Source organism: Thermotoga sp. Cell2, from assembly GCF_000789375.1.
Lineage (GTDB): Bacteria > Thermotogota > Thermotogae > Thermotogales > Thermotogaceae > Thermotoga > Thermotoga petrophila.
Genome location: NZ_CP003409.1, coordinates 1,552,955 through 1,566,754, shown reverse-complemented (window position 1 = coordinate 1,566,754; position 13,800 = coordinate 1,552,955). Strand labels below are relative to the sequence as shown.

Genomic DNA, 13,800 nt, shown 5'->3' with positions numbered 1-13,800 from the left:
TCAGATTTCCTTTCATTAATCATGTCTATATTCTGGTTTACAGAAATATTTTTTAATTGACGCCATCTTATAATCAACGTAGAATACTTCTGAAAGAAACCTCTCTGAGAGGAGGAGAAATTGTGCTGGAGAAACTTCCCGAGAACCTGAAAGAGCTCGAGAGCCTTGCCTACAACCTCTGGTGGAGCTGGTCCAGACCTGCTCAGAGACTCTGGAGAATGATCGATTCAGAAAAGTGGGAGGAACACAGAAATCCCGTCAAAATACTGAGAGAAGTCTCAAAGGAAAGACTGGAAGAACTATCGAAAGACGAGGACTTCATCGCTCTCTACGAACTGACGCTCGAGAGATTCACAGACTACATGGAAAGGGAAGACACCTGGTTCAACGTGAACTATCCCGAATGGGACGAAAAGATAGTTTACATGTGTATGGAATACGGACTGACGAAAGCACTTCCGATCTACTCTGGAGGACTCGGTATCCTTGCCGGAGACCACCTCAAATCAGCCAGTGATCTTGGCCTTCCTCTCATAGCCGTAGGTCTTCTTTACAAACACGGGTATTTCACTCAACAGATAGACAGTGACGGAAGACAGATCGAGATCTTTCCAGAATACGACATCGAAGAACTCCCGATGAAACCTCTCAGGGATGAAGACGGAAACCAGGTGATCGTAGAAGTACCCATAGACAACGATACTGTAAAAGCGCGTGTGTTCGAGGTACAGGTCGGAAGGGTGAAACTGTATCTTCTCGACACTGACTTCGAGGAAAACGAGGATAGATTCAGAAAGATCTGCGACTATCTCTACAATCCCGAGCCTGATGTGAGAGTTTCCCAGGAAATTCTGCTCGGCATTGGTGGAATGAAACTCCTGAAGACTCTCAAGATAAAACCTGGAGTCATCCACCTGAACGAAGGTCATCCCGCTTTTTCATCCCTCGAAAGGATAAAGAGCTACATGGAAGAAGGATATTCCTTCACCGAGGCCCTTGAGATCGTCAGACAGACCACAGTTTTCACGACACACACCCCCGTCCCCGCAGGTCACGACAGGTTCCCGTTCGATTTCGTGGAAAAGAAGCTGACAAAGTTCTTCGAAGGATTCGAATCCAAAGAACTGCTTATGAACCTTGGAAAAGACGAAGACGGAAATTTCAACATGACGTATCTTGCTTTGAGAACCTCCTCCTTTATAAACGGAGTGAGCAAACTTCACGCTGACGTATCGAGAAGGATGTTCAAAAATGTCTGGAAGGGAGTTCCGGTGGAGGAGATCCCCATTGAAGGCATCACGAATGGTGTCCACATGGGAACCTGGATCAACCGCGAGATGAGAAAACTGTTCGACAGGTACCTCGGTAGAGTCTGGAGGGAACACACTGACCTCGAAGGAATATGGTACGGAGTTGACAGAATACCCGATGAAGAACTCTGGGAAGCGCATCTGAACGCAAAGAAACGATTCATAGATTACATAAGAGAATCCATCAAAAGGAGAAACGAAAGGCTTGGAATCAACGAACCACTGCCGGAGATCAGTGAAAACGTGCTCATCATAGGTTTTGCCAGAAGGTTCGCAACTTACAAGAGAGCCGTCCTGCTCTTCAGCGATCTGGAAAGACTCAAGAGAATTGTCAATAATTCCGAGAGGCCGGTTTACATTGTGTACGCTGGAAAGGCCCACCCGAGAGACGAAGGTGGAAAGGAGTTTCTCAGAAGGATCTACGAAGTTTCACAGATGCCCGATTTCAAGAACAAAATCATCGTACTCGAAAACTATGACATCGGAATGGCTCGACTCATGGTGTCGGGTGTTGACGTGTGGTTGAACAATCCAAGGAGGCCCATGGAGGCAAGCGGGACAAGTGGTATGAAAGCTGCAGCGAACGGTGTTCTGAACGCGAGTGTATACGATGGCTGGTGGGTTGAGGGATACAACGGCAGAAACGGATGGGTGATAGGTGATGAAAGCGTGCTTCCAGAAACAGAAGCGGATGATCCAAAGGATGCCGAGGCTCTGTATGAGCTTCTCGAAAACGAAATAATCCCCACCTACTACGAAAACAGAGAAAAGTGGATCTTCATGATGAAAGAAAGCATAAAGAGCGTGGCTCCAAAATTCAGCACCACCCGCATGCTCAAAGAGTACACGGAGAAATTCTACATAAAGGGACTTGTGAACAGGGAATGGCTGGAGAGAAGAGAAAACGTCGAAAAAATCGGAGCCTGGAAAGAAAGAATCCTCAAGAACTGGGAGAATGTTTCCATAGAGCGCATCGTTCTTGAAGATTCGAAGAGCGTAGAAGTAACTGTAAAACTGGGCGATCTCACACCGAACGACGTGATAGTCGAACTTGTGGCTGGAAGAGGAGAGGGAATGGAAGATCTCGAAGTGTGGAAAGTGATACACATCAGAAGGTACAGGAAAGAGAACGATCTATTCGTTTACACTTACACCAATGGTGTTCTTGGTCATCTTGGATCTCCCGGATGGTTCTACGCGGTGAGAGTCATACCGTACCATCCCAGGCTTCCCATCAAGTTCCTGCCCGAAGTACCGGTTGTCTGGAAGAAGGTTCTCTGACGGGGGGCTCTGCCCCTCTTTTTTCTTTAGAGCGGAAATTTGGAAAGCCCACCATCCACAACAATGGTTTGTCCAGTTAGATAAGAGGCCTTTTCGGAACAGAGAAATGCCACAACACTGGCTATCTCTTCGGGTTTTGCCATCCTTCTCATGGGGATCTGAGATTCCACCTGTTTTTTCTTTTCTTCACTGAGAAGCTCTTTCACCCTCTCTGTCTCCGTCCAGCCCGGTGCCACACAGTTCACTGTGATACCGTACGGTGCCACCTCAAAAGAGAGTGTCTTTAGAAATCCGGTGAGGGCCATCCTCGCAGAATTGGATGTGTAGAGATTTTCTATCGGTGAGATCACGGAGAAAGAAGTGATGGCTACGATCCTTCCCCAGCCCTTTTCTTTCATCGCTGGAAGATAGTTTCTCACAATTTTGATCATGTTCAAAAAGAGGCTGTCGATCGCTTCTTTGAAATCTTCATTCGTAAGTTCATCGAAGAATCCCGCTTTTGGTCCTCCTGCGTTCAGAACGAGGATGTCCACCTCTTTCACCTTTTCGAACAGTAGATCCAGATCCTTCCTGAGATCGCAGACGACGTATCTGTGGCCGCTTCTCTTCAAAAGTTCTTCATTTCTCGCACAGATGGTAACTTCCGCTCCTTCCTGGCTCAAAACATCCGCTACAGCTCTTCCAATACCCCTGCTCGCCGCAAGAACGAGTACTCCCTTATCCCTGATGCCCAGTTCCAAGGTCTCCTCCCCCTTCCAAAAACTCTATGAACTTCTCCACGATGACGGGGTCGAACTGCCGTCCCGCATTTCTTCTCAGCTCTTGAATCGATTCTTCGACGCTCTTTCCTCTCTTGTAGGGCCTGTCGCTTCTCATCGCCTGATAGGAATCCGCCACACACAGAACACGGGCTTCGAAGGGTATTTCTTCACCTTTGAGACCGTCCGGGTAACCTTTTCCGTCCCATCTTTCGTGGTGATGCCTTATCCAGATTGCAACATCTTCAAAACCCTCGATCTCCTTGACCAGCTCGTATCCCTTAACGGGATGTATCTTTATCAGCTCAAATTCTCGTTCGTCGAGTTTACTTGTTTTGTTCAAAACAACCTGGGGTACGTAGATCTTCCCGATATCGTGCAGAAGGCCTGCCCAGTAGAGTTTTTCCAGCTTTTCATCGCCCAAGTCAAACATCCTTCCGATCTCAACAGCGTAATAAGCTACCTCTTCCGAATGCCCTTTCGTGTAATAGTCGTAATACTCGAGAGCTTTCACCCAGGTTTTCACGATGTCTCTGTAGAGTTTTCTTTCTCTGCTTATCAACTTTCTGTACGTGTATATGGCAGAGACAATGGTTAGAAGCGACTCGAGAACTCCTTTTTCATCTTCGCTGAGATCGCCTTCCAGCACAATGTAACCGTGTTTTTCATTTGAATGGGATATTTCAAATACCGTTCCTTCGACTTTTTCAGGTGCACGATCATCGAGGATCACTTTCAAGTTTTTCACGTTCAGAAGGTATTTCACAATTTGTCCCACTTCGAAAAAGAATCTGGACTTATCTTCAATGAAAACCAGTTTGGCTATTTTCCTCACCGATTCTCTGAACCACTCGTTGAGCTCTCTGATCTCACCGTAGAGCTTCTCGAGTTCTTCCTGGTTCGCGGAGACCTCCTGATAGAGGGCTTCTATCTCTTCGTTCTGGGCTTTCAATTCTTCGTTTGCTTCTTTCAGCTGAAGGGTTCTTTTCTCAACTTTTCTTCTCAACAAATAGATGAACGTCAGGGCAATGCCAAAAGATATCACGAAAGCTGCAGTTCCATAAAAGACCACCCTCAAGAACCACAGAGGTGTCACGAGGACAAGCGGTATGTAGTTTCTGATGATATCATTCTTTTCTCCCTCAGAAATACGGTTCAGTCCAGAATTTATGAGCGATAGAACGCTTTCATTACCCTTCAAAACGGCAACGTGGAGATAATTCGTCTCAAGATGAAGAGTTCTGAACTCTGGAAGGAGGTCCTCCTTCGAGAGGTAGTACCTTGCCACTATATCATCACCAAGGAAAACCGATATTTTCTTCTCTTTCAACGCCTTCGCGATGGAGGAATAATCGTCGAAGAACTCGAATTCCACATCCGGATTTTTCTCACGAAGAGTTTTCACAGCACCTTCTCCTCTGAGAGCGCCGACAACGTAAGAAGACAGGTCCGAAAAATCTCTTATGGGAAGGTCTTTCCTGAAGAACACACAGGATCTCATTTCGAATATGGGTCTGGAAAAGGAGAGGGCTTCTTCTCTCTCGGGTGTTTTAAAGATCTGATCGATCGCGTCTATCTTTCCTTCAGTCAGCAATTCCTGCGTCCTGTACCACTTCACGGGTACAAGCTCGACTTCCACACCAGTTTTCTCTGAAAAAAGCTTCCAGAAATCGACGGAGATCCCGACAAGATTTCCGCTTTCATCGTAAAAGGAAAATGGTGCGTAGTCTTCATCGAGGGCTATCCGAAGGGGCTGAGAAAAGATCGAAATCGATAAAATCAGAAAGAGAAGAACAATCCCCCTGATCCCTATCACCCTCTTTCTGTTCAGATTCTATCATGTTCGAAAGGATTTTTGAGAACCTTTATCCTCCTTCCATGCTTCTCTATGTAGCCTTCCCTCTCCAGTTCCTGAAAGACCCTCGAAAGTGCCGGCCTGGCACAGCCAAAGAGCCTGGAGAGCTCTTCCAGGGTGACAGGGAGTGTCAATTCTCTCTTTTCGTTCATGTGACGCACCAGGAAGTTCATCAACTTTTCTCTGAGCGTCTTTGTGGTGAGGAAAAAGAGCTTCTCAGAGACTACCCTGAAGTGTTCCGATACGTCTTTCAAAAAGAAAAGAAGAAGCTCTCTGTCTTTCATCAGAAGATCGAGAAAAACCTCTTTCGATATCGAGAGAATCTTTGAGTTCTCTCCTGCCACCACGTTCACCGGGAATCTGGGTTCACTGGAGAAGATGAAGCCGGATGCAATGATCTGAACGGGTTTTATCTCGTCAACCTCGAGTGTTTTTCCGTTTTCAGAGACGTGTTCCGTTTTCAGAGTTCCTTCCAGGAGAATGAGCACATCTTCTATCGGATCATCCTGGTGTTTCACGATTTCACCTTTCCTGAACACTATAACCCGCCCACAAGGAAGCAGTTTTTTCAGATCCACTCTCTCACCCCGTAACAATTGTTACAGACAGGATTATTCCAACCTAATTATACTTCATAGTGGAAAGCCCAGAAAAAGGAGGGAAAAACATGCAGATGTTCTGTTACCAGTGTTCACAGACCGCGAATGGTACCGGTTGTACAGAGTACGGTGTTTGTGGGAAGAGCCCGACAGTTGCAAGACTACAGGACAACCTCGTCTTCGCAATAAAAGGAATTTCCGCCTACTACTACCACGCGAGAGAACTCGGTTACGACGATCCAGAGATCGCCGGTTTCCTCGATGAGGCGCTCTACAGCACTCTCACCAACGTGAACTTCGACGCACAGTCCTTCGTGGAGTACGCACTCGAAGCAGGCCGAATGAATCTGAAAGCGATGCAGCTTCTGAAAAAGGCACACATCGAAACCTACGGAGAACCCACCCCCGTCGAAGTGGAAACCGGAACGAAGAAGGGAAAGGGAATTATCGTGACGGGACACAACCTGAAAGCCCTCGAAGAACTTCTGAAACAGGTCGAAGGAACGAACGTCTACGTTTACACCCACTCCGAGATGCTCCCAGCGCACGGATACCCCGGTCTGAGAAAGTACAAGAATCTCGTTGGAAACCTGGGGAAAGCCTGGTACGATCAGAGAAAGCTGTTCGCAGAGTACTCCGTTGCCATCCTGGGAACTTCGAACTGTGTCCTGATTCCCTCTGAATCTTACAGAGACAGGATGTTCACAACGAGCATCGCTAGACTCCCCGGTGTAAAGCACATAGATGGATACGACTACACCGAGGTGATAGAGAAGGCAAAGAGCCTGCCAGATCTTGAAGAAAAACCGGGAAGCTACAAACTCAGGACAGGATTTTCCACGTCTGTTGTGGTTTCTCTCGCGGACAAAATAAAAGAACTCGTGGAGGCCGGGAAGATAAAACACTTCCTCGTCGTAGGAGGATGCGATGTGCCGTTCAAGAGGAACGAATACTACAGAGAGTTCGTTCAGAAACTCCCGAAAGAAACCGTTGTGATCACGCTCGCGTGCGGAAAGTTCAGGATAAACGACCTTGATCTTGGGGACATCGAGGGCATCCCGAGACTCATCGATGTGGGACAGTGTAACGACACGATCGTCGCGATAGAGATCGCTCAGGCACTCGCGAAAGTTTTCGGTGTGGAAGTCACAGAGCTTCCTCTCACACTCGTTCTCACCTGGATGGAGCAGAAGGCAGTTGCGATCCTGTGGACACTTCTTGCACTCGGCCTGAAAAACATATACGTTGGTCCTGTTCTTCCCGCGTGGGTGAACGAGGACATTCTGAAAGTGCTCACCGCAGAATTCGGATTGAAGACGATCTCGGAACCGGAAAAGGACATAAAAGAAATACTGAAAGTGTGACTTTCCCCGCCGCCCGGCGGGTTTTTTACTTCACGAATCTCACAGAAGCTCTTCTACTATCTTCTCCAGTTCTTCGAAATTCCTTGCAACCGGGAAATCTCCAGAGGAGTCACCGTCAGGTGAGAAAAGCACGAAATCTATCCCGGCGTTTCTAGCACCCTTGAGGTCACTGTTGAGATCGTCTCCAACGTAGAGGACTTCTTCTTTTTTCAAGTTCATTCTTTCGAGTGCCATCCAGAAGATGTGTGGATCTGGTTTTTCGACTCCCGCTTCTTCGGAGGTGAGGACGAACTCGAAGAATCTGTCGAGTTTCAGTTTTCTGCTTCTTTTTTCCTGAACGAACCTGACTCCGTTCGTCACAGCAGCCATTCGAAGATCTTTCTTCTTCAGCCTTTCGAGGAATTCTTCTGCACCTGGAAGGAAATGAGCTTCTTCAGAGAGAAACTCCAGATAATCTTTTGCAACCTCTTTTGGATCCAGTGGGATGTTCAGCGTTTTCAGAAATTCTTCGAATCTGGCAACAACAACGACATCTTTCGACACCTTGCCTTCTGCAAGCAGCTTCCACCATTTCCTGTTTATTTCTCTGTACAAAAACACCTGATCCTCGGTGAGAGGAATTCCGTACTTCAGGAAGGTTCTTTTCAGAGCCTGATCTTCGCTCTTTTCAAAATCCAGAATCGTTCCGTCTAAATCGAACAGAACTCCCTTTTTCAACTCAATTTCAACTCCATTTCGTACTGTACGAGAACTCTCTGAAAGCCGTTCACTTCGAGTGAACGAGAAAGGGGATCGTCTTCAGGCACCGCGGTGCACGTCACAGCCGTTTTTCCGCTCTCTTTCTGGATGTGATCCACACACTCTCTTATGAACTCGTCCATGCTTCCACGCAGGGCAAAAGCGTCCACTATGAAGCCACTCTGGGGAGTCTCACCCCAGACCAGATAACCTTCTCCGTCTCTCCAGCTTGCCCTTTCCATTCGATACCGTCCATCTGCGAGAAGAAGAGTGGTACACTCCCTCTGCCAGTTCGGGTTTCTTTTAAAATCCGTTCTCGCCTTGAGGGCATACATGTGGATCCTCTTTTCGTCCGTTTCGAAGAACTTCACCGAACCCGTTCCATCTATTCTTCTGTCGAAGAAATAACTGTAGAGCTCTCTTCTCTTTTTGAAACCGTTCTTCTCGTAAAATCGAACCGCCCTTTGATCATCCGCCACAACCTCAAGAACAACGCTTTTTACACCTTTCCACATGAGATGTTCCAGTGCATGCTTCAAAATCATATCCGCAAGTCCCGTTCCTCTCTTCGGTTTGATCACACCCATGGAGTCTATTCTGCCCCTGTCTTTCCTTATGCACAGTAGGATGAATCCCACCGGAACATCATTTTCAAAAAACACGAAAGAATCGTCAAGAGAGATCGAATTTTCTCTCACGTCGAGGTTGAAGTTGTAAACATCCCAGTTCACAGGCACCGCATAATCCTTGAAAATCTCATTCACGAGGTTCACAAGATCTATCACAGAAACTTCGCTCGCTTTCTTTATGGTCACCCCATGAGATTCAACCCCCCTTGCTTCTTTTCGGGAGGAGTCACGTTCCCTGCTTTCTTCATAGCTTCTTTCCAGACTTCGAGCAGTTCTTCGAGCATCCCGCGAACTTCCTTGATTTTCTCCACATCCTTTTTCACGTTCCCCTCTACGAGCCTCTGGAACATGTAGTTGTAGAGAGCTCTCAGATTCTGCGCGATCGTTCCTCCCTTTTCCATGTCGAGGGAGAGGTTGAGCTCGGTGATGATGTCCTGCGCCCTCGTCACCTTCTCGTTGAATTCAACAAATTTTTTATCGGCCAGCAAATTCTCGGCCTCTTTCAGAACCTCTACCGCCTTCTCGTAGAGCATCTGAACGAGTTTGGCAGGACTTGCGGTCATCACCATCTTTTCAAGATAGGTGTTTTCCTTCATCTTTTCACCTCTCAGGACGGTTCTTTCTGAAGCAACTCTTCAACCCTCTTGAAAAACTCTTCGTAATATTCAAAAACGTCTTTGAGCTCTCCATCTATGAGATCCGCTATTTTCACCAGATCTTTGCTTTGAAGAGCGTTCACAAAGTCCGTGAGGATACGAACCAGATTCTCCTCTTCGACTTTCAGCCCGAGTTCCTTCGAGTTGATTCCAGTGATTCTCACAGTGTTCATGCGGACGTTCTCCATCGCGTTCAGCCCTTCGGCAAGATCGTTTATACTCCTGTATCCCTCTGTGGTTCCAGCAACAACCGCGTCCGCCACCTTACCGAGGAGAGGTTTCACCCGTTTTATATACCTGAGCACCTCTTCAATCGTTTCGAGGAGAAAATCCCTCAACGGGGAGAGTTCCAGTTCGATCTCCATTTCCTCGTTTATTTCCATCTGTTTCAGGTCTTCCAGGCTGGACAGAGGTTGTTCTTCATGGTCTATAACTATTCTCTTCACAACGAGATTCTCTTTGTTTTCTCTCACCCGATTCAGAAGCTCTCCCAGGGTTTGGACCCCTTCAACGACTATCTCCTCTCCGTTCACGATCACCTTCATCGAATCACTCCCTTCGCAAAGAAAAATCGTGTTAGCGCACAGATGGTTTTGGAATCTTCTATCTCCGCGTTCTTGAGCAGAGAAAGTGCTTCTTCAATGGACACTTCTTTAACATCGATGAATTCATCTGGGTCTGTGTTCTGAGCGGTCTTTTCCAGGTCTTCGGCAGCGAATATGTGTATCACTTCCGTGGTGAAACCCGGTGTGGTGAAGATCTTTCCAAGATAAGAAAGCTTCTTCGCCTTGTAGCCCGTTTCCTCCTCGAGCTCTCTTTTTGCACATTCTTCCGGTGACTCCCCAGGATCCAGTTTTCCCGCGGGAAGCTCCAGAAGGACCTGCTCGATGGGATACCTGTACTGTTCAACGAACAGAATCTTCTCACCGAGCACGGGAACGATCACCACGGCACCGGGGTGATCCACCACTTCACGAGTGGATTCCTTGCCGTCTGGAAGCCTCACGCGGTCCACCCTCACATTTATCATCTTTCCCTCGAAGACTCTTCTGCTGTCTATCTTCTCTTCGTAGAACTTCATCGCTACACCTCCAGTATTTTCTCCACCTCTACCGGAACGATGGCCGACACACCGTTCACCATGGTCACCCCATGTAGAAGATCGGCCGCTTCCATCACGATTTTATTGTGCGTGATCACGATGAACTGGGTGTGCTTCGAGTTCTCTTTGAGGAGCCTCTTGAACCTCTCTGCGTTGTAGTCATCGAGGGGAGAATCAACCTCGTCGAGCACGTAGAAGGGACTCGGTTTTATCTCCATGAGAGCGAAAAGCAAAGCCAGTCCCACGAGCGCCTTCTCGCCACCCGAAAGAAGACTCAACTTCTGATCTCTTCTTCCCGGCTTTCTTATGGATATTTCAAAACCCGCATCGAGAATGCTCTTGGCTTCAGAAACGATGTTGAGTCTTCCTTCGCCACCGAAGAAGAGCAGAGAAATGAACCTGTTGAAACTCTCATTCACCTTCTGGTAAACGTCAAAGAGCAAGCTCTCCGCTTCTCGATCCGTTTTTTCTATGATCTCTTCAAGTTTTCGTTTTGCTTCCTCAAGATCCTCTTTCTGTTTTAATATTTCCTCGTACTCTTCGCGGAGTTTCTCGTACTCGTCTATAGCCGTGAGATCAACAGGACCTAGGTACTTTATCTTGTTTTCCAGATCTTTTATCTGTCTGTAGACCTCCTCGAGTTGTTCTTCGCCGAGTTCTTCAACGTCCTCTTCGTTTCCGGAGAACTCTTCCAAGAGGTTTGCTATCTTCAACCTGGTTTCCTGGAGAGCCAGATCTATCTGGTGGAGGTGATTTCTCAATCTTTCCTTCTCTTCTTTCAGTTCGTTCATCCTGTTTTCTACTTCCTGAAGCTCTCGCATCTTTTCTTCTTTACCTGATCTGTGAAGTTTCATGGCTTCAAACACACTGTCCATTTCTTTCTTCAAATGCTCGATTTCTCTCTCGTGTTCTCTTATGAACTTTCTGTAGTTTTCCATCTCTTCTTCGAGGCTCGTCATCTGCAGTTTTATGTCTTCTGTTTCTCGGGCAATGCGTTCTATCATTTTTCCCGTGTCGCGCATTTCCTTTTCGTATCGATCTTTTGTTTCCAGAAGATTTCCAACCTCTGCCCTGAGCGTGAAGATCTTTTCGTTGAGTTCATCGAGAATCTTCTTTTCTTTCTCGAGTTCTTCGGAGTATTCGGTCAGCGATTTTTGAAGGTTTTCTCTGTTCTGCTTCAGCTCGTCGATCTCCTCGAAGATCTTTTCTCTTCTCGCGTTCAGTCCTTCTTCTTTTGCCCTGTACTCAACCAGGAGCTTCTCCAGATTTTCCACCTCTTCCTGAAGCTGATTGATAGATCTCAAGATCTCGGACAGAACGGTTTTAGTCGAAGACGATTTCCTGGAGAGTTCGAACAGTTCCCTCTGAACGAGCTTTTCCTGATTTTTCAGGTTTTCCTGTTCTGTCTTCAGGCTGGCCAGTTCGTCCCTCTTTTCTTCGATTTGTTTCTCTGTTTCTTCCATCTCCTGCTCCAGATGCTTCAGCTTTATGCGTCTTTCAAACACGTTGCTCGATCTTTCTTCTCTTCCTCCTGTTATGGCTCCTCTTCCGCTTATGAGTTCACCATCGAGAGTAGCGATCCTGGTGTTCAATCGGTATTTTTTCTTCATTCTGATAGCGTCGTCTAGTGTTTCCACCACCACGGAATTCCCAAAGAGAAATCCTCCCAGAACTTCCAATTCCGAAGGAAGTTTCACCAGATCAACAGCGTACCCCACAAATCCTCTTTCGTTTTCCAGACCGGATATCCTGTTGAATGAACCGTCTATCAAATCGAGTGGAAGAATGGTCACCCTTCCCGCTTCGTTCTGTTTCAAAAACTCCACGATCGCTTTCGCCGTATCCACATTTCTCACCACGATGTTCTGAGCCGTCCCACCGAGAAGCACGCTCACAGCGAGGGAGTACTTTTCATCCACCTCTATCAGATTCGAAACCACGTCCACAAGTCCGGGAAAGCGCTCCTTTTCCTCGAAGACTACCTTCACTGCTTTTGAGAATCCACGGTACTCTCGCATATCGCGCTCGATCATTTCTTTTTCGAACTGTATCTCTCTCAATCTCTTCTCTTTCGCGTCTATTTCCAGATTGACCCTTCTGATCTCTCCCTCGATCTCCTCCAGTCTTTCACGAACAGCGTTCAATTCTTCAGTCAATTTTCTCTCCTCTTCATCGAGTTCTTCTACACGCTTGGATATCTCTTTGAACTCGCTCTTTTTATCTTCGAGCTCTCTTCTCCTCGTTAGTATCTGATTTTCCGTTATTTTCCTTCTCTTTTCAAGGTCTTCGAGAGTTTCTCCTATCCTCAAAAGTTCGTTCTCAAGTTTGAGTATCTGTTTTTCTAACTTGGAGATCTCGTCTCTGACTCTCAAAAACTCTTTCTCTTTCTCGCTGAATCTCGAAAGGAGATTCTCTTTTTCTTTTTCGAACTCTTCGAGCTCTTTCGCTTTCCTCTCGTAGTCTCCCATCACTCCTTTGAATATGTACTCCATCTCTTCAAGACGTTTTTTGTACTCTTCTCTTCGCTTCTCCAGTTCATCGAGCCTGGTGGACAATTCCACGTACCTGTTTTCACTGTCTGCGAGCTTTGAAGAGTAGAATCCTTTCATCTCCACAAGGTCGTTCTGTCTTTTCTTGTAGTCTTCAAGGAGTTTCGTGTAGCGTTCTATTTCCTGGTCCATCTCCCCAAACTCGCTTCTCAGGGTGCTCCACTTCGTTTCCAGCTCCACCAGTTCTTTCTGGATGTTCTTTATCTTCTCGTTTGTCTTCTTTTCTTCTTCCTGGTAGAATTCCAGTTTTTTTCTTTCTCTCTTAAAAACGTTTCCGTAGTAGATCTTTTGAAGTTCCTCGAGCTGGGCCGTGTACTCCTTGAACCTTTCAGCGCGCTTGGCTTTGAGGTAGAGAGATTTCATCTGCCTTTCGCGCTCAAACAGAACGTCCTTCACCCTGTCGAGGTTCGCCTTCGTCCTTTCGAGGTTCAGTTCTGTTTCCTTTTTCTTCTCTCTGTATATGGAAACACCCGCCGCCTCTTCCAGCAGTAATCTCAGTTCTTCCGGTGAGGCATTAACGATTCTGTCTATCTGTCCCTGTCCCACGATGGAGTAGAAGTCCACTCCAAGACCGGTACCCGCGAAGCGATCCCTGATGTCTTTCAATCTAACCGAGCTTCCGTTGAGGTAGTAAGTGTTCTCTCCCGTTCTCTTTAACTCACGGGCCACGGTTATTTCCTCTCCGTTTTCTTCAAAGACAAGCTCCACATAGGCAGAACCAGCCGGTGGAAGGTTCTCCGATCCAGCGAAGATCATATCGAACTTTTCACTCGCACGGAGCTCTTTCTTCGATTGTTCACCGAACACCCATTTTATGGCATCTATGATGTTGGATTTCCCGCTACCGTTGGGGCCAACGATAGCGGTCACGCGATCGGAGAAACCTATCAGGGAAGGTCTTCCAAAGGATTTAAAACCTTTTAAGTAGAGTTTTTTCAATCTCAAACCGATCCCCTCCC

The 13,800-nt window shown here is 46.9% G+C and carries 11 protein-coding genes; 2 read left to right on the top strand and 9 right to left on the bottom strand.

Features of this window, described 5'->3' with window-relative positions; genetic code table 11:
• The first annotated feature begins 122 nt into the window (after positions 1-122).
• Positions 123-2,591 (top strand): maltodextrin phosphorylase, encoded by a 2,469-nt coding sequence (malP, locus tag CELL2_RS08090; protein WP_004080201.1) that lies wholly within the window; start codon positions 123-125, stop codon positions 2,589-2,591.
• Between the two features lie 26 nt (positions 2,592-2,617).
• Here malP and CELL2_RS08085 read toward each other — a convergent pair whose 3' ends face one another.
• The 3 genes from CELL2_RS08085 to CELL2_RS08075 are packed head-to-tail and all read right to left on the bottom strand — an operon-like array spanning position 2,618 to position 5,782.
• A complete protein-coding gene (locus tag CELL2_RS08085; protein WP_004080200.1) occupies positions 2,618-3,331 on the bottom strand; it encodes an SDR family oxidoreductase in 714 nt (237 codons plus the stop codon).
• Positions 3,309-5,165 (bottom strand): HD domain-containing phosphohydrolase, encoded by a 1,857-nt coding sequence (locus tag CELL2_RS08080; protein ID WP_038034288.1) that lies wholly within the window; start codon positions 5,163-5,165, stop codon positions 3,309-3,311. Before CELL2_RS08080 ends, CELL2_RS08085 begins: the two co-directional genes overlap by 23 nt.
• An 11-nt stretch (positions 5,166-5,176) precedes the next feature.
• Positions 5,177-5,782, bottom strand: coding sequence for a Crp/Fnr family transcriptional regulator (locus tag CELL2_RS08075; protein ID WP_038034290.1), 606 nt, complete (start codon positions 5,780-5,782; stop codon positions 5,177-5,179).
• 89 nt (positions 5,783-5,871) lie between these two features.
• On the opposite strand from CELL2_RS08075, the gene hcp reads away from it, so the two are divergent.
• Positions 5,872-7,167, top strand: coding sequence for a hydroxylamine reductase (gene hcp / locus CELL2_RS08070; RefSeq protein WP_038034293.1), 1,296 nt, complete (start codon positions 5,872-5,874; stop codon positions 7,165-7,167).
• Between the two features lie 39 nt (positions 7,168-7,206).
• On the opposite strand, the gene CELL2_RS08065 is transcribed toward hcp, so the two are convergent.
• From CELL2_RS08065 to smc, 6 genes are read right to left on the bottom strand one after another with little or no spacing between them, the layout of a single operon-like run.
• Positions 7,207-7,884 (bottom strand): YjjG family noncanonical pyrimidine nucleotidase, encoded by a 678-nt coding sequence (locus CELL2_RS08065; RefSeq protein WP_038034295.1) that lies wholly within the window; start codon positions 7,882-7,884, stop codon positions 7,207-7,209.
• Complete coding sequence (locus CELL2_RS08060) at positions 7,881-8,720, bottom strand: N-acetyltransferase (RefSeq protein WP_011943994.1); 840 nt, start codon at positions 8,718-8,720, stop codon at positions 7,881-7,883. The genes CELL2_RS08065 and CELL2_RS08060 overlap by 4 nt, the downstream gene beginning before the upstream one ends.
• Complete coding sequence (gene fliS, locus CELL2_RS08055; protein WP_012311235.1) at positions 8,717-9,130, bottom strand: flagellar export chaperone FliS; 414 nt, start codon at positions 9,128-9,130, stop codon at positions 8,717-8,719. The genes CELL2_RS08060 and fliS overlap by 4 nt, the downstream gene beginning before the upstream one ends.
• An 11-nt stretch (positions 9,131-9,141) precedes the next feature.
• The gene (locus tag CELL2_RS08050; RefSeq protein ID WP_012311234.1) at positions 9,142-9,735 is read right to left on the bottom strand and encodes a hypothetical protein; all 594 of its coding nucleotides are present in this window, start codon (positions 9,733-9,735) and stop codon (positions 9,142-9,144) included.
• Entirely contained in the window at positions 9,732-10,271 is a 540-nt protein-coding gene (locus tag CELL2_RS08045; RefSeq protein WP_012311233.1) for an NUDIX hydrolase, read from the bottom strand. The genes CELL2_RS08050 and CELL2_RS08045 overlap by 4 nt, the downstream gene beginning before the upstream one ends.
• Positions 10,272-10,273: 2 nt before the next feature.
• Positions 10,274-13,786, bottom strand: coding sequence for a chromosome segregation protein SMC (smc, locus tag CELL2_RS08040; protein ID WP_012311232.1), 3,513 nt, complete (start codon positions 13,784-13,786; stop codon positions 10,274-10,276).
• Between the last annotated feature and the right edge of the window lie 14 nt (positions 13,787-13,800).

What these genes read in the sequence shown, in the direction of transcription:
- hcp (WP_038034293.1), top strand. Translation starts at nt 5,872, where the DNA reads ATGCAGATGTTCTGTTACCAGTGTTCACAGACCGCGAATGGTACCGGT.
- fliS (WP_012311235.1), bottom strand. Translation starts at nt 9,130, where the DNA reads ATGAAGGAAAACACCTATCTTGAAAAGATGGTGATGACCGCAAGTCCT.
- CELL2_RS08050 (WP_012311234.1), bottom strand. Translation starts at nt 9,735, where the DNA reads ATGAAGGTGATCGTGAACGGAGAGGAGATAGTCGTTGAAGGGGTCCAA.
- CELL2_RS08045 (WP_012311233.1), bottom strand. Translation starts at nt 10,271, where the DNA reads ATGAAGTTCTACGAAGAGAAGATAGACAGCAGAAGAGTCTTCGAGGGA.